The 18,070-nt window shown below is 48.3% G+C and carries 7 protein-coding genes; 5 read left to right on the top strand and 2 right to left on the bottom strand.

Annotated features, from left to right (window positions below):
* Nucleotides 1–66: 66 nt before the first annotated feature.
* Nucleotides 67–909, bottom strand: a complete 843-nt coding sequence (locus DXN04_RS18415) for an alpha/beta hydrolase (RefSeq protein WP_199415077.1) — start codon at nucleotides 907–909, stop codon at nucleotides 67–69.
* Between the two features lie 112 nt (nucleotides 910–1,021).
* Between DXN04_RS18415 and DXN04_RS18410 the strand changes: the two genes are divergently transcribed.
* On the top strand, nucleotides 1,022–3,001 hold the full coding sequence (locus DXN04_RS18410) for a glycoside hydrolase family 19 protein (protein ID WP_116854846.1): 1,980 nt from the start codon (nucleotides 1,022–1,024) through the stop codon (nucleotides 2,999–3,001).
* Between the two features lie 31 nt (nucleotides 3,002–3,032).
* Nucleotides 3,033–3,422, top strand: coding sequence for a hypothetical protein (locus DXN04_RS18405; protein ID WP_147319978.1), 390 nt, complete (start codon nucleotides 3,033–3,035; stop codon nucleotides 3,420–3,422).
* A 116-nt stretch (nucleotides 3,423–3,538) separates the two neighbouring features.
* Here the strand turns inward: DXN04_RS18405 and DXN04_RS18400 are convergent, their stop codons facing one another.
* Nucleotides 3,539–7,813, bottom strand: coding sequence for a hybrid sensor histidine kinase/response regulator transcription factor (locus DXN04_RS18400; protein ID WP_158569070.1), 4,275 nt, complete (start codon nucleotides 7,811–7,813; stop codon nucleotides 3,539–3,541).
* A 242-nt stretch (nucleotides 7,814–8,055) separates the two neighbouring features.
* Here DXN04_RS18400 and DXN04_RS18395 point away from each other — a divergent pair, with 242 nt between their 5' ends.
* The 3 genes from DXN04_RS18395 to DXN04_RS18385 all read left to right on the top strand — a co-directional run bounded on the left by DXN04_RS18395 (nucleotide 8,056) and on the right by DXN04_RS18385 (nucleotide 18,065).
* On the top strand, nucleotides 8,056–10,380 hold the full coding sequence (locus tag DXN04_RS18395; protein WP_116854843.1) for a glycoside hydrolase family 31 protein: 2,325 nt from the start codon (nucleotides 8,056–8,058) through the stop codon (nucleotides 10,378–10,380).
* A gap of 1 nt (nucleotide 10,381) precedes the next feature.
* On the top strand, nucleotides 10,382–14,653 hold the full coding sequence (locus DXN04_RS18390) for a sialate O-acetylesterase (protein WP_116854842.1): 4,272 nt from the start codon (nucleotides 10,382–10,384) through the stop codon (nucleotides 14,651–14,653).
* 295 nt (nucleotides 14,654–14,948) lie between these two features.
* The gene (locus DXN04_RS18385; RefSeq protein ID WP_116854841.1) at nucleotides 14,949–18,065 is read left to right on the top strand and encodes a SusC/RagA family TonB-linked outer membrane protein; all 3,117 of its coding nucleotides are present in this window, start codon (nucleotides 14,949–14,951) and stop codon (nucleotides 18,063–18,065) included.
* Nucleotides 18,066–18,070: the final 5 nt, after the last annotated feature.

The raw sequence follows: 18,070 nt of genomic DNA, 5'->3' as shown, positions 1-18,070 counted from the left end.
GCTGTAAAATTCCGCTACGGTGGGGTGAATGCATATGATGAGTGTCAGTGATGCCGGTGATTATCATCATCGGCCATAGGGGGCCAGCCATTTGGCGGCCAGCGAAGGCCATGTTTCGGCTGCTCCGTTACCCCTGCGTAAACCATAACCATGACCGCCCTGTGACAGAAAGTGCAGTTCTACAGGCACTTTTGCATCCCGAAGGGCACCTGCCATGACCAGGGCACTATTGCCATAGGGGTCATCCGCAGTGGCAAACAGGAACATAGGAGGGGTATTGGCGTTTACTTTCAGCTCCGGTGTAAGGCTCCGGTTTTCTCCCTTATCCAGGTAAGCCGGGTAGATGAGTACACTGAAAGCTGGTTTGGCTGATTGCTTGTCTGCGTCATCTACTTTGGTGTAAGTATTTGAATCATAGAGGGTACTGATCCGGGCGCTCAAACTACCGCCGGCGGAGAAGCCCAGTACACCTACTTTGTCAGGGTTGATCCCATAGGTGGCCGCCCTGCTCTTTACAAGGCGGATGGCACGTTGTACGTCCTGCAGGGCACCCTGTTCTTTGTCAGGTACCCGGTATTGCAGTACAAAAGCAGTAATACCCAGGCTATTGAGCCATTGGGCTATTTCATCACCTTCGAGGTTGATAGCGAGTATTTTATAACCACCACCGGGGCATACCACCACTGCTGCGCCATTGGGTTTTGCAGGACGGAAGACCTGGAGGACAGGGTCAGTCACATCGGTGAGGCGTACCACTCCACGGGTAGTATCGGGGGTAGGGTGGGCTGGCTGCTTGGGAGCGGTTTCCCCCGGCACCTGGCCCGGCCATATATGAATGATGTCTTTATCCTGTGCAAATGCGTGCATACCAATGGCTAATACTATGACTAGAAGTCGGATAGTTTTCATAAGTGGAAAAGTATGGAATAAAAATATGAATTCTGAAATAGAAAAAAAATGTTTTAGGTCATACTATTTGACCTTATCTTCGTTAGACTCAAAATAACCAAATACTGTATCTATGAAAACATTGTTTTCCCGCATTGTGTGGGTGATCCTATTCACCTGCTCCTGGCTGCCCACCCGTTCCCAATCCCTGAGTTCCGTCATCGACAGCACTGAATGGAATACATTTTTTCCTCACCGCTTCAATCCTGACGACCGTACAGGGGCCGGTACATTGCCCACTACCGCTGCCAAAGATTTTTATTCCTACGCCAATTTCGTGAAGGCCGTCAACTGGATGAGCAATATCAAAATTATCGTAGAGCGGCGCTGTGCCACGAACCTGTATCGCCTGACCCGCGTCGACAAAACTACCGGTTCAGCTATTGTGATCCGCACCGTAGATGGGTTCAACAGTTCATCGAACAACATCATTACCACTACTGTAGACTATGGCTCCTTTGCGAATGAAGGTGACCTGGCAGTGCGTAAGCGGGAACTGAGTGCATTCCTGGCAAACATTTCACAGGAAACAACGGGTGGCTGGCCCACAGCGCCCGGTGGCCAGTATGCCTGGGGCCTGTACTTCAGGGAAGAAGTGGGCTATGAAGGCACTACCAATATTGGTTACAGGGATGAAACGAATACAGCGTATCCCCCTGCTCCCGGCAAGTCTTATCATGGCCGTGGCCCTATCCAGCTGAGTTATAATTATAACTATGGACAGGCAAGTGAGTTTATTTTTGGAGATAAGAATGTATTGCTGGCCAACCCCGAAAAGGTGATCGAAGATGGTGCCATTGCTTTTGAAACGGCCATCTGGTTCTGGATGGCAGAGCAATATCCAAAGCCCTGCTGTCATGATGTGATGATTCCGGGTAAGTGGGTACCTACGGCTACGCAGACGGCCGCCGGCATCAAGCCTGGTTTTGGTGCAACCGTGAATATCATCAATGGTGGTGTGGAATGTGGCGGTGGTACCGAGAAGTCACAGACCCTGGGTCGAATCGGGCATTATACACGATATACCGGTTTGAAAGGCGTGAGCCTGGAGCTGGATGGCGGCAACAATGCCAGTAATTGTGGTTGTGCCAATATGAGCCAGTTTGTGATTGATAATGCGGAGTGCAGCAGGATTGTATCACTGACATTTACAAGTCCGGCCAATGGCATCCTGGACGCGGGCAGTTTATCTCCGCTTACATTGTCTGTAACAAAGAATGATCCGAACAATGAGGTGACGGCTGTATATATTAATATAGATGGGCAACGCCTGCCAGGTACGAGTGTATCCTGGACACCGCCTGCGTATAAGGCTTATACGGCAACGGCGGTAGCTTTGCGGAATGGAAAGGACTCTGTAGTGACGAGTACCACATTTGCCGTATGGAACAGCCAGACCTTTGCAGGTTGTGCTTACCTGCCGGCATGGGATGCGACGAAGAATTATACCAGTGCAGGCAATATAGTATTGTATAATTCTATTGTGTATCGTAATCAGTGGTGGGCTGGTAGTGCAGACGTTCCCGGTAGTAATGACACCTGGGCAGTAGTGGGTACCTGTTCAGGAAATGGCGGTAATGGTGGTGGCAACGGGCAGACCTGCGGCAGTATTGCCGGATGGTCTCAGGGTGGTATTTATACAGCAGGCAAGCAGGTGGCGTATGATGGAAAGATCTACCAGGCGAAATGGTGGACACAGGGAGAAAGACCTGATCTGAATGCGGGGGATGGAAAACCATGGACCTATGTAGGGGTATGTACCGCTTCAGCTAAAACAGCTGCTGCTAAGGAGCTGAGTACTGAAGCGCTGACAGTGTATCCAAACCCGGTGGGTGGCAATACCCTGACTTTGCATATTACTAATGAAAGGCATGAGGCCCTGGAGATTTCATTGCTGGATGTACAGTCAGGTAATCCAGTATTGCAGAAGGTGATTAAAACATCAGGTACAGTACAGCTGGATATCAGTACGGTGCCGGCTGGAGTTTGGGTGCTGAAAGTGAATGGCAAAGCGGGTTTATTGGGCACCAGCAAAATAGTACGGATCCGGTAAATAAAATTAATTGTAACCAATTGGTCCTCTCATGCGTTTAACTACCATGCGAACCATTTACCTTATTCTGACCGTAGCGCTGCTCAGCAGCTGTAGCAAGAAAACCACTCCCGAAGGAGACGGAGATTGTACTAAATATGCCATCGTACCTGTATCAAGAATCGAACATGTCAACGACAGCATCAAGGTGTATTTCCATGTCATGAGCGGCTGTGGGCAGTTTAATAAATTTATAGAAAAAGACTCTGCCGGTGCTCATATCGTAACAGTACAAGCTGTTTACAAAGGTTGCATCTGTACGATGGATATCCCCGAGCGTTCTGCCAGCTATAAATTCAACCCGACTAAACCCGGTACTTCATTCCTCACATTCAGAGGTGAAGACGGTAACGATATCACGGAAACTATCGATGTAAAGTAAAAGAGGTTGTATCAAAAGTAATATTCCTGCGATTTAATCCGGGAACCTGATGGAGAGAATTTTTATTTAAGTAATTCTTAATTCCTTCAGATTACTTTTGATACAACCTCTTCATTTTATCCCGCTGCTTTCACCTTTTTTAAATGTACACTGGGTGGCACCCCAAACTGGGTCTTAAAGCACTTACTGAAATAAAACGGATCATTCATCCCTACTTTATAAGCTACCTCCGCTACCGTATATTCTCCTGTATTCAATAACTCCGCCGCCTTCTTTACCCTCACCAGCCTGATATATTCATTCGGCGAATAACCGCTTAGTCCTTTTACTTTTTTGTAAAATAGGGTCCTGCCCATCTTCATGGCCAGTGCAAAATCGTCCACTGAAAACTGTGCATTGTCCAGGTTCTTTTCTATGATCATATTGATCTTTTCCAGGAATTGCTGATCGGCTTCATTCTCTGAAATGTGTACCGCAAAGAATCCTGGATCATTTGCAAAGCGCTTCCTGATCTTTTCACGCTGCTCTATGATCCGGATTATGGTCGTCAATAAGAATCTTGTGCTGAATGGCTTGGTGATGTAAGCATCTGCACCGGCATCAATCCCTTGTAACTGGTGTTCCCCGGAAGATAAGGCTGTCAGCAATACGACGGGGATATGACAGGTCTGGAATTCACTTCTTATTTTATGCGTGATATCCAGTCCGCTCATTTCAGGTAGCATTATATCGCATACAATGAGGTCAGGTGATTGTGCTATGGCCAGCTCTAACCCTTCCCTGCCATTGGCAGCGGTATGGATCTGGAAATAACGGCCCAGGGTTGTGGCCAGGTAAGCGGATATATCCGGATTGTCTTCGATGATCAACACACTATAGCGGGAGCTGGGGGCTCCTATTTCTACCGTATCTGTATCGTCAATAAATGGCATGACAGGTGCCTTGCAGACCGTTTGCGCTGCAATTTCATCCGCCACATAAGCCTGTTTATGGATCGGTAAATGGATGGTAAAGGTGACCCCGGAATCAGCATTGTTTTCAAAACTGATCTCCCCTTTGTGCAGGGTAACCAGTTCTTTTGTCAGGGATAAGCCAATGCCGGTGCCGGTAGGTGAGAAATTGAGTTGTGTGAAGCGCTGGAATACCATGTGCTGTTTCTCCGCAGGGATGGCGATACCGCTGTCAATGACCTTAATGCAGAGCTGATCGGCTATGTGTACAAGCAGGGTTATCTTCCCGCCGGCAGGTGTAAATTTATGTGCATTGGAAAGTAGGTTATAAAGCATTTTATCCAGTTTGCCCTGGTCTACCCATGCCATGTAAGCGTCTACATTCGCCTGAAAGGATAAGGTAATCTGCTTTTGTGCAGCGAGGTCACTAAAGCCATTGCAGATGTCCTGTATGAACTGGATGATCTCTGTTTCCTGGACCTGTAACTGTAGTTTCTTGTGTTGTATTTTCCTGAAATCCAGGAGCTGATCTGCAAGGCGCATGAGGTGTGCAACCTGTCTTTGCATGATATGCAGGTGCCTGCCGGATTGCTTGCCGGGAATCAATTGTTCCATCGCACTCACGATGAGCGACAAGGGTGTTCTGAACTCGTGGGAGATATCCGTAAAGAAGTTCAGTTTATATTCTGTCAATTCTTTTTCCAAGGTTACAGCATGCTGCAGGCGATGGATGCGCCGGTTGACCACTATCACACACATGACCATACCAATGATCAGTCCAAGCGATAAGATGATGGCGAAATTGGATCTCCAGAATGGGGGTAATACTGTGATTTCTATACGGGCTTCCTGTTTGCTCCAGGTACCGTCATCATTGGTGCCCCGTACTTTGAAGGTATATTTTCCCGGAGGCAGGTTCCGATAAGTAGCTACGTTATAGCTGGTGGGTGCATTCCATTCATCCTCATAATTCTCTAAAATATAGGTGTATTTATTTTGCTGGGGATTCCTGAGTGCCAGCGATGCAAAAGAGAGGCTGAAGACCTTTTGTCCCGGTTCTAAGGTAATAGATTTGGCAGTGCTGATTGATTCTTCCAGTGGTACCGCATTACCTGCTATGCTCAACCCTGTCAGTAATACAGGCGCATCTCCGTTGCCTGTTTTAAACTGTTCGGGGAAGAAGCTGTAGAAGCCATTCAGGCTACCCCATAGCAGTTGTCCGTTGTCCCGGCGAAAGCAGGCACCTTCGGAGAATAAATTGCCCAATGCATTATTGGCGAAATAGAAGACTTCAAATGTGCTCTTCTCCGGGTTGAAACGGGTGAGTCCATTTTCAGTACTGACCCAGAGGTTGCCCTGTGCATCTTCGAGCATACTATTCACCACATCATGCGAAAGACCCTGTTCAGTGGTGTAATTAATGAAGGTCTTTTTTTGCGGCACAAAGCGGCTAAAACCACCTCCGGTAGTGCCGATCCAGATCCTGCCCTTATGGTCTTCGCAAAGGCTCTTGATTTCGTTGCTGCCAAGTCCTGCCTGGTAGGTAGTGATATTACTTTTACCTGCCAGCAAATGATCAGGATTGAATACCAGCAGACCATTGTTTGTGCCGGCCCAGAGCTGGTTATGCCGGTCCTGCATTAAGCAGCGGATGTAAACGGGGGTGACTCCATCATGGAGAAAATTTTTCCATTCCAGTTGATTGCCGCCATTGTAAGCAGCGAGGTATAAGCCACTCCCAAAGGTACCCACCCACATGCGTTGCTGGCGGTCCTGCATGATGGTATATACTAACCTGTTGTCACCGCTGGGCAACAGGAAATGTCTTGCTCTTTGCTGCAGGGAATCGCGGTGTACGATGTAAACGCCATCTCCTTTGGTACCTATCCAGAGGTATCCCCTGGCATCTTCGGTCATACAGTAAATGTTTGAACACTGACCGGGGAGCAGGTGTTCCAGGGAGCGGGTCTTTTCGAGTTGATCATTGTATAGATACAATGTGCCATTGCGGGTACTGACCCAGATCCGTTTGTAACTGTCTTCGAAGATGGTTTTGACGCCATTGGAGGCATACTTTTCCGGGGTTTGTGCTTCGGGAAGGATATGTGTGACATGTAATGATTGCGGGGTAAGTTTTTGCAGGCCCGTATGTTCGGCTCCTACCCATATTAAGCCGGAGCGATCTGCAATGACACTGAGCAGGTAGTTCGTGCTCAGGCCATTTGGATTGTCTGGCGCATATACAAAATGCTGCGCCTGCCTCGCTGATTTATCAAAACAATAGAGGCCACCGCCATAGGTGGTGATCCACACCTTACCTTTGTGGTCTGCGGCAAAAGCAAAGCGGCAGTCGTCAATGACCTTCATGACACTGGCAGGGATGAGGGTGATGCGCTGACTGAATTCCTGCAGGGGGTCGAAGTACCAGACATTGCCGCTGTGGTTATTGATCCAGATACCATGGTCCTGGTCGGTTTCTATATCTATGTGTCCGGGTATTGCTTCGCCAAAGAGCCGGGTGCCCGGAATCAAAACGTTGTTCTGAAGGTCCATGATTTGCAGCCCGTTTTGATGGGTGCCCAGTAGAATTCTATCTTTAGTCAGGACAGCCGCATCCGTGAGGATTGTTCCCTGGGGGAGCGGACTCAGTTCATTGAAGGAGGAGGTGTGGGTAGACAGGTTATAAATGAGCAGTCCCTGTTTTTTCAGGAAATACAATTGCTGGTCCTTCGAAATCGCTTTGATAAAGTTGCCTTCAAAAACAGGTATCGCATTTCCACGTCCATCCAGTTTAAACAAATTCCGGTCGCTGCCAATCCATGTGGTATGCTCCGGGTCTTCAAATATGAAATGCACTGTACCCAGGGCATAGTGGCGACCATTGTGAAGGCAGCCATTACTTTTGCTGTATAACCATACACCTTTTGTACCTTCATAGAGGTAGTCGTAAGCCAGGTCGGCGCTATCGGGTATTATGTTCACAAAAGCCTCTTTCCCGGGATCAAAACAATGAAAGTGACCCTCGGCTGTTTTTACCCAGATCATGCCTTTTTTGTCTTCATAGAGGGAGCGGATGCGATTGTCGCTGATAGGCTGGGGGGTACCGATATCGGTCCGGTACACGGTAAACTTCCTGCCATCATACCTGTTCAGGCCATTGAGGGTACCTGCCCAGATAAAGCCTTTCCTGTCCTGGAGCAGACAGCGCACGGTATTCTGCGACAGCCCGTCATGGGTAGTCAATTGTTCCAGCCTGATATTGGCGGACGGATCTGTATCAGGATTCACTTTCCGGGCAGGAGTGGCTGATTCATGGAGGTTGTTTTCCGGAGCGGACAGAAAGGAATATTTTTCCTTTGCATGAGCAGAAAGAGCGGATTGCCCGGTTAACGACGGCAGTACCAGGCCGCCAAACAAAAGGAAGAGTTGTTGCAGTCGCATAACGTTTTTCTTTGCCGGCATTGGTGGAATGCAGCCGGATGGAATTTATAAAGCCCGAAATCAGTTCGTATGAGCAATATAAAAAAATAACCCCTACTCTTTATCCTATAGTGTCTTAGCAACACTTTTTCGCACATTTTTCTATCCTTTTGTCAATTTTTCCATGCCGCTGACCACATTTTTACAGGGTTTACTACAATTATCCATTGCACAATAATGGTACAGGAGATAGATTTGAGGGTATGATCAGGTCTATATTTACGATAATCTGTTTGTATGTGATAATGCCGGCCCGGGCACAGCAATATACCCGGCATCAGAATGCCTTTCAAATCCACACTGCCCGGGCTTCTTTCCAGCTGGAATTTTGTACACCTGCTATGTTCAGGGTCAGCTATGGTCCTCCTGTCAGGGAGTCCCTGATGGTGACCCGCTATGACTGGGATAGTGTGCATGTACAGATCAATGAGGGAGACGGCAGTTTAAGACTTAACACGGACAGCCTCCGCCTGGTTATTGGAAGCGATGGGCAATTGTCAGTCTGGGATCACCATGGTCATAATATAATTTCGCAGCAAAGTGGTGATACCCTTCACTGTAAAAACCAGTTGCAGGCCGATGAGCACTTCTTTGGTTTTGGGGAGCGCATGGACTTCCTGGACCAGCGGGGCAAAAAATTGCAGCTGGAAGTAGGCAGGGGAAAAGAGAAGCCCCACATTGTAGGTGCTTACAATGTATTGCAGGCGAATTATAGTCCCATACCTTTCTTTATGAGTACAAAAGGCTACGGTATTTTTCTGCATACCTCTTACAATTCCAGCTGGGATATGGGGAATACCGAAAGTGATGCCTACAGTTTCTCAGTGGATCATGGACCCCTGGAATATTATTTCGTCTACGGGCCTCATTTTACCAGCATCCTGGATCAGTATACCCGGCTGACCGGCAAGTCACCTTTACTGCCGCAATTTGCCCTGGGTTTGCATGTAGGCACCTATAGCGGTGGTACATGGGGGCATGAGGAACTGACTTCATCCGCTTATGTGATCGAGCTGGCACGTCGCTTTAGAACATTGGGCATCCCGGTAGATATCCTGTTCCTGGATTCTACCTGGAGGTTATTCGGACAGAACGGGGGTAAGGGGGCCACTTCTTTTGAATGGAGAGAGACCTTCCGGCATCCGAAGGCGATGTTCGATACACTGTACAGTTTACATTATAACATGGTAGGCTTGCATATTCGTCCCAGGATAGATAATGGAACACATTTTAAACTCCTGGACACTGCCCGGGCTTTACACTATACCTATCCTGAGGCCAATAATCCAGGGGAGTTTATCAACTATTTTGATACGGCTGCCGTGAGCTGGTGGTGGAATCATGCGGCCATGAAAGTAGCAGCTATAGGTGCCCGCTTCTTTAAGACTGATGAAGGCAGTGCATTTGGGGCACTGGCAAATGAGAGTGCGAAGACGGGGCCTGTTGGTCCCGAAGCACAGCGCCTGCACAATGTATTCCCAATTGCCTATGCAAAGGCGGCATATGAGCAGTTTGCCGCTTACAACCAGCTGCGTGGTTTGAACCAGACCCGCGAAGGCTATGCAGGCATTCAGCGTTTTCCTTTCATTTTTGCAGGTGACTGGCCCAGCCAGTGGCAGTACTTTGGTCCGGTGATCAAAGCAGGTTTGAATATAGGCATATCCGGTGTAGGCTACTGGGCCCATTGCATGGGCGGATTTGAGCAGCCTGCGGATCCTGAGTTGTATATACGCTGGGTACAGTTTGGAATGTTGAGTCCAGTAGCATTACTCTTTGGCATGGATCATCCGGGGTACAAGGAACCCTGGAGATATGGTAAGGAAGCCGCAGATATTTTCAAACAATATGATGAACTGAGATATAGTTTGCTCCCTTATCTTTATAGCGCCGGTTATCACCAGTATCAAACAGGTACGCCGATTATGAAGGCCCTTGTACTGGCATACCAGGATGATGTGAATGTGTACAACATTGATGACCAGTACCTGCTTGGAGAGAACATGATGGTATGTCCGGTGACGGAGAAAGGGGCTGCCACCCGCGTGGTTTATTTACCTGAAGGGGAGTGGATCGACTACTGGACTGGCAAACAATATAAAGGCAAGACTTACCTGAATGCTGTATGCCCGCTTGACAAAGTACCGCTCTTCATCAAAGCAGGCAGTATTATTCCAAAGCAGCAGGTCCTGCAGTATGTAGGACAGCATGTAATTGACAACGTGATCCTGGAAGTATACCCGGGTGCAGACAGTAAAGCGGATTTGTATACCGATGATGGCAAAAGCCTGCGCTACCAGCAGGGAGACTATGCCATCACCCACATAGAGCAGCGGACAGAAAATGGCAACTGCCGCATACACATCAGTGCACCTGAAGGAAAATTTAACGCTCCCACCAAGACCTTTACCCTCAGGGTGCATGTAGATAAAGCTCCTGCCAATAGCAAGGGGCAATACGATCCTGCTACACAGGTCTATACTGTGACAGGCATCGATGCTACTAAAGAAAATACGATAGTCATCAACTGATATGAAACAAACAGGATTGATAGCATTGCTGCTAGGCTGTATGCTGTCTGTAAAAGCACAAACTATCTCCCTGAAGGGAGAATGGCAGTTCACTACTGACTCTGCCGGACAATGGAGCACTGTGCAATTGCCTGGCTCTATGCTGGGAAATGGGAAAGGTGTGGATGTGTCCGTGAACACAAAATGGACAGGGAGTATCTATGATAGCTCCTGGTACTTCAATCCTGAAATGGCGAAATACCGGGTGCCGGGGAATATTAAATTTCCTTTCTGGCTCACACCTGCAAAAACCTATGTAGGGCCGGCGTGGTATAAGAAGGTAGTGGAGATTCCGGCAGACTGGAAAGACAGGCGGGTTACATTTACGATGGAGCGGCCGCACTGGGAAACCGTGGTGTATGTAGATGGTCAGCGTGCCGGTATGCAGAATAGTATGAGTGCGCCACATGTCTATGATTTGTCTGCCCTGCTGACACCGGGTAAGCATACGATCCTCGTGCGCATCGATAACCGGATTAAAGAAATTAATGTAGGCCCCGACTCACATAGTCTGACAGATCATACACAGGGTAACTGGAATGGCACTATTGGCAAACTGGAATTGAGTGCGGGCAGTACAGTGTGGATAGAGGATGTGCAGGTGTACCCGGATGTGAAAAAACATGTGGCCCAAATAAAATTGTTAATCGGAAGGAAAAATATCGGAGTAACAGGGGGACATGTTGTAGTAGCTGCCAATAACATAGCGGCGAAAGAAGTTCCCTTTCAATTGAAGGAGGATACGACGGCGATCGTGATAGATTATCCCATGGGAGATGATGTATTGTTGTGGGATGAGTTTCATCCGAACCTGTACAATTTACAGGTACAATTGAAGCCTGCTAACGGGGAGGCAAGTGTGAAAAACATCACTTTCGGTATGCGGGAATTCAGTATCTATGATACCCGGTTTATGGTGAATGGCAGACCTGTATTTCTGCGTGGCACGGTAGATAATGCCGTATTTCCTTTAACGGGTTATCCGCCGATGGATGAAGCCAGCTGGATGCAGATATTCCGGAAGGCAAAATCCTATGGTCTCAATCATATGCGCTTCCATTCCTGGTGCCCGCCGGAAGCTGCTTTCAGCGCAGCTGATAAAGTAGGTTTCTATTTGCAGCCGGAAGGACCCAGCTGGGCGAATCACGGTACATCACTGGGGGATGGTCTGCCGGTAGACCAATACATTTATGACGAAACAAATCGCATGGCCAAAGCATATGGAAACTACGCATCTTTCTGTATGCTTGCCTATGGCAATGAACCAAAGGGAGGGCACCAGGTAGACTACCTCACACAATTCATCGCTTACTGGAAAAAGAAGGATAGCAGGCGGGTATATACAGGTGCTTCTGTCGGCAATAGCTGGCCCCTGGTGCCTGACAATGAATATATGGTGAAAGCCGGTGCCCGTGGTTTACGCTGGTCTACTTTGCCGGGGAGTGATTTTGATTACTATGATCGCATCAAAGACTTTCATGTACCCTATGTCAGTCATGAAATGGGACAGTGGTGTGTATACCCTGACTTCACAGAGATTCCTAAATATACAGGTTTATACAAGGCGAAGAACTTTGAGATCTTCCGTGATCAGCTTACGGCACATCACATGGGTGCACAGGCAAAAGATTTCTTCATGGCTTCGGGGAAATTGCAGGTGCTGTGTTATAAAGCAGAGATAGAAGCTGCACTGCGTACACCGGGACTGGCAGGCTTTCAATTATTGTCGGTCAACGATTATCCGGGCCAGGGTACTGCCTTGGTGGGTGTGCTGGATCCTTTCTGGAATGAAAAACCTTATGTGAGTGAAAAGGAGTGGAGACGTTTTTGCAGTCCGACTGTATTGCTGGCAAGGATAAAGAAATTTGTATACACCAGCCAGGATACCCTGCATGCGGCGATAGCGGTGACGAATTTTGGAGAGAAGGCATTGAGTGCTGTGCAGCCTGTATGGAAAATTCTCAAAGATGGAAAGGTATTACAACAGGGTACATTCCCGCTTGTGAATATTCCGCTGGGAGATAATATTCCTTTAGGTGATTTACATCTGCCATTAGAATTTACCGGGAAAATATCTTTGGAAATAAGCCTGGATGGTACGGATATTAGCAACAGCTGGCCGCTGTGGGTATACCCTCCAGCCCTGGAAATCGCTGACAAGGGCGTGTATGTATGCGATACGCTGGATGCCGCTGCACAAAAGGTATTGCAGGATGGGGGTAAGGTATTGTTGCTGGCAGCAGGAAAGGTGCAGCAGGGCAAAGAGGTGATACAAAACTTTACACCTGTGTTCTGGAACACTTCCTGGTTTAAGATGCGGCCGCCACATACATTGGGCATCTTATGTAATCCTAAGCATCCTTTGTTTACAGATTTTCCTACAGATTACTACAGCGATTACCAGTGGTGGGAGCTGGTAAATAATACACAGGTCATGGACGTCTCAGACTTCCCGGCTGGGCTGACCCCTTTGATTCAGAATATAGATACCTGGTTCCTGAACAGGCGGATTGGTATGATGGTGGAGGCAAAAGTAGGGAAGGGCCGATTGCTCATTTCAAGTATTGACCTGGAGAGAGAAGGCATCGTCACCCGGCAGTTGAAGTATAGTTTGCTGAAATATATGCAGTCGGCTAAATTCAATCCTGCCATAGATGTGAAGTTGCCGGTGATCCAGGAATTATTCAGGCCGGGCGCATCAAAGAAGATCAACCTGTATACGAAGGATAGTCCGGATGAATTGAAGCCAACGGCCCTGCGTTTGCCGGCGGTAATAGGAGATCACATGGTATTGCAGCAAAATGCGGATGTAAACATCTGGGGATGGGGAATTGCGGGTGAAAAGGTGACAATTCGTAACAGCTGGGATAATAAGACCATTGCAACTACTGTAGGCAAAGATGGCCGCTGGCAGGCTGTATTGCCTACTACTAAAGCGGGTGGTCCTTATACCCTTGCAATTAATAATATCCGCCTGTCAGATCTTTATTTAGGCGAAGTATGGCTTTGTTCAGGACAATCTAACATGGATATGACGGTGGCACGCGAAGACCGCTACTGGTGTGGGGTGTATAATGAAGCGGCGGAAGTGGCAGCGGCGAATTATCCATTGATCCGGGTGTTTGATACTGACTTTACACCTACAGATACGCTGCAGTCTGATGTAAAAGGGAAGTGGGAAATCTGCTCCCCGGCTACGGTGGGGCATTTCTCTGCCGCGGCCTATTTCTTCGCACGTCACCTGCAACAGCAACTCAAAGTGCCGGTAGGTTTGCTCACCACCGCTTATGGTGGTAGTACGGCAGAAGCCTGGATAAGCCGGAAAGATTTAGCGAATCATCATTTCCAGTCTTTGTTAGACGCATATGCCCAGCGAAAAGCAATGTATGATACCAGTTTTACTGCGCGTGCAAAATATAAAACCGCCCTGGAGAAATTTGATGCAGATGCCGCTGTTGCAAAGGCTGCACATAAAGATCCGCCAAGGAGTCCGAAGGATCCCAATCCTGAACATGACCAGCATAGTCCTGCTGTGTTGTATAATGGCATGGTAGCGCCTTTGATTCCTTATACAATAAAAGGCGCTATCTGGTACCAGGGAGAATCTAATGCAAACAATCCGAACATTTACCGGTCACTTATGGAGACCCTGGTAGCGGCTTGGAGAGCAGAGTGGCATCAGGGTGATTTTCCTTTTTACTATGTACAGCTGGCGAACTATGGTAAGCCGGATTCGCTGCCGGTAAAGGAGAATGGAACAGTATTGATACGACAGGCGCAGCTGGAAAATCTAAGTATTCCGAACAGTGGGATGGCTGTGGCGATAGACAATGCGAATCCTGAAGATCCGGGGAATATCCATCCGAAGAATAAGCAGGAGATAGGTTTGAGACTGGCACTGATAGCAGAGGCAAAAACCTACAAGCTGAATAATTCTTACAGCGGTCCTGTATTTTCAAAAATGGAAATCCAGGGTAAGCAGGTAAAGTTGTTTTTTGACCATACGGATGGTGGCCTGGTAGCGAAAGGAGATACACTGAAAGGTTTTGCGATAGCAGGAGCGGATCAGCAATTTGTATTTGCAAATGCACGCATTGAGGGGAATACGGTGATCGTATCAGCGCCGGAAGTATCAAAGCCGGTAGCAGTGAGGTATGGATGGGCGGGAAATCCTGTAGTGAATTTGTATAATAAGGCAGGGTTGCCGGCAAGTCCGTTTAGAACAGATCAATAGCAGGCAAAGCATTCCGGCAGGCAGCAGGCCATGCTGCCTGCACAAAACAGTTTCTACCAGAAGGTGGAAACTGTTTTTTTATAAATACCTGACAGAATTTCCATCAAATAGTACAATCTTCCATTGTTCCACCCTCTTCCCGCGGCTATTTTTACCCCATGGAATCGCATTACGAACAACAAAAGATCGCGCGTCTTAAACGAATAGAAAAATTATTACTCATTCTTATCATATCTGCTACCGCACTGGTAGCCTGGCTATTCTTTTTCAATTAGTATCAACCAACGAAAGCGTTATGAAACAACTTTTATTGCTGGCAGCATTGCTCATCCCGCAGTGTCTCTATGCCGCATTCGCCCCCGTTACAGGACAAATCGTGGACGATGCAGATCAGACACCATTAATTGGTGTGAGTGTGCAGGTGAAGAATACCGCTAAAGGTACCACCACCAATGCCCAGGGACAATTTACGCTCGACGTACCGGACAATGTTGTACTCGTCATCTCTTATGTCGGTTACGAATCACAGGAGGTCACCGTACATGGTCCGCATCTCAGCATCCGTTTATCCAAAGTAAACAAGGGATTGAATGAAGTCGTAGTCATCGGCTACGGTAGTGTTGCCAAAAAGAACCTGGTAGGTGCAGTCGCATCTATCGGCGAAGCCCAGATCAAAGATCGTCCTATTACCCGCATCGATCAGGCACTCGCCGCCCAGATGCCGGGGGTACAGGTGCAGTCCGTGACGGGTACCCCGGGGGCTGCCCTGCAAATCAGGGTAAGAGGTGCCGCCTCTGTCTCCGGCAGCAATGATCCCCTGTACATTGTAGATGGTGTACCCGTGGAAGACCTCGGCGACATAGATCCAAACACTATACAGTCTGTAGACGTGCTCAAAGATGCATCGGCAGCTGCCATCTATGGTGCCAGGGGTTCCAATGGTGTAGTGCTCATCACGACCAGGAGAGGACAAAGTGGTAGGCCCGTCATCGCCTTTTCTGCAAACTATGCCAGGCAGGCACCTGAAAAGCTGGTAGCTATGATGAGTCCACAACAATGGATTCAATTCAAGAAAGACCTTATCGATTCATCCTGGACAGCCCTTGGCAGAACCAAAGGCAGGAACTACCAGGCCGGCGACAACATGGATTTCCGTGCTGCGGAACTGGGTGGAACGACTGCCAATACACACAAACTGGCGAACACTACCTACATGTACGATCCTTACTGGAACTATGGTACAGACAGTCTCGATTATGTAAACTGGCAGGATGAATTCTTCCAGCCCGCATGGATGCAGAAGTACAATCTCTCAGCCTCTGGTGGCAATGAAAATGTAAACTACCTTTTATCAGGAGAATATATGGACCAGGATGGGATGGCTGTGAACACCGGTTACAAACGCTACACGTTTCGTTCCAATATGGAAATAAAACTCAGCGACCGCGTAAAGGTAGGCCTGCAATTATCGCCTTCCATCTCATGGACAGATGGTGCCGGCATCGACGGCCGCAGTGGTATCGGCCCTTCTGTAGCTGGTACTGCGCCTATCCAGGAGAAAGGTGTAGGTGTACATTCCGGCGCTATCGGTACAGATGCTTATCGCTGGGTGGCAGACCAGATCAGCCCTGTGGAAGTGATGGAGAAAACGATGAACAAAACAGAGCTGACGAAACTACTCTCCCAGATGTACATCAACGCAGCCCTGGCAAAAGGCCTTCGCCTGAACCTCACGGGTGCATGGAACAGTAGTAGCAGTGACTATAAATATTATCAGCCTACCTCCGTTACTTCTGCCAGGCGTACAGCGGTAGAGGGCTCTCAAAGTACCGCCACCCGCAAGAGTGCCCGTACACAATACTACCTCTTCCAGGCACTGCTTACTTACGACAGGCAGGTGGGTAAACATGGCTTTAACGTCATAGCCGGGGCAAGTACCGAAAACAATAATGCAGCTACCAGTACCCAAACCAATAAGGTATTCGCCAATGATAACCTCTATACCTTTGACCAGGGATCATCGACGGTGACAGCAAGTAGTACCACTGAATCAAAACGGACACTGGCTTCTTTCTTCGGCCGTGTCAACTATAACTTCAACAGCCGCTATTTATTGTCTGTGAGCTTCAGGCAGGATGGTAGTTCCCGTTTTGGTGAAGATTCCAGGTGGGGTGCATTTCCTGCCGCCTCCGTGGGCTGGAGAATCAGCGATGAAAGTTTTATGAGCGGGCTGAGACACATCTTCAGCGATCTGAAACTCCGCTATTCATGGGGGATAGCAGGTAATGACAGGATAGGGGGTGATTATCCCGCTATCGGTTTAGTGACCAGCACCAACTATGTATTTGGAGAAACACAGGCACAAAGCACGGGCTTCTCTGTAACCAGCATCACCAACCCTAACCTTCGCTGGGAAAAGACCACTTCCAACGATGTGGGCTTCGATGCCAGCGTGTTGAAAGACCGTCTCTCTGTCTCCTTCGATTATTACGACAAGATGACCCGGGACCTCCTGCTCAGCGTACCTGTCACCAGGGCCACCGGTTTTACAAAGGAAAATGCCAATATCGGTTCAGTGAGGAACTGGGGCTATGAAATCAACCTGAACTCCAGGAATATCAATACAAAAGACTTCAACTGGAGTACCTCCCTCAATTTTTCCTGGAACAGGAACAAGGTGGTAAAACTAAACAACGACAATACCCCCATCTACACCGGCTGGGAAAGTACCGTAAAAATAGCCGTAGGAAGGCCATTATACTCCTATGTGCTCTACGATGCTGTAGGAGTCTATCAAACCGAAGATCAGCTGAAAAACCAGCCTAAAAGGACCAGTACGATCATCGGTGACCCGGTTTACAGGGATGTGAACAAAGATGGTAAGATCGATGCGAATGACATGACTGAGGTAGGGCACCCAGATCCCAATTACACCTGGGGGATGACCAACCGCTTCAGTTACAGGCGTTTTGACCTGTCCATCTTGTTCCAGGGGCAGTGGGGCAACCAGATTTTCAGCATGTTTGGCCGTAACATTGACCGTCCTACAACAGGTCTGGGCAATTACAATGCAAAGCAGGTGTGGGTAAACCGCTTCCGCAGCCTCAGTGAACCCGGCGATGGCAAGACTCCCCGCATCGATGCTTCTACAGCCAGTTTGTACGATACCCGCTGGCTTTACAGTGGTGCTTTTTACAAAATTAAAAACCTTACGCTCGGGTACAATTTCCGCCCGGGTATTGTAAAAGGTCTCCACAGCGCCAGGCTGTATTTCAGTGTAGACAATCTCTGGATGCATGACAACTACACAGGGGGCTATTCTCCGGAAGCCTTCCAGTACGACTACCTGAGTGACTGGTCCAGTTATCCGACCGCACGCACTTACAGCATGGGTATTAATATCGGACTATAAAAATC

The sequence above is a fragment of the Chitinophaga silvisoli genome, assembly GCF_003412465.1.
In the GTDB taxonomy this organism is placed as follows: domain Bacteria; phylum Bacteroidota; class Bacteroidia; order Chitinophagales; family Chitinophagaceae; genus Chitinophaga; species Chitinophaga silvisoli.
This window is presented reverse-complemented; position numbering and strand designations above follow the sequence as displayed.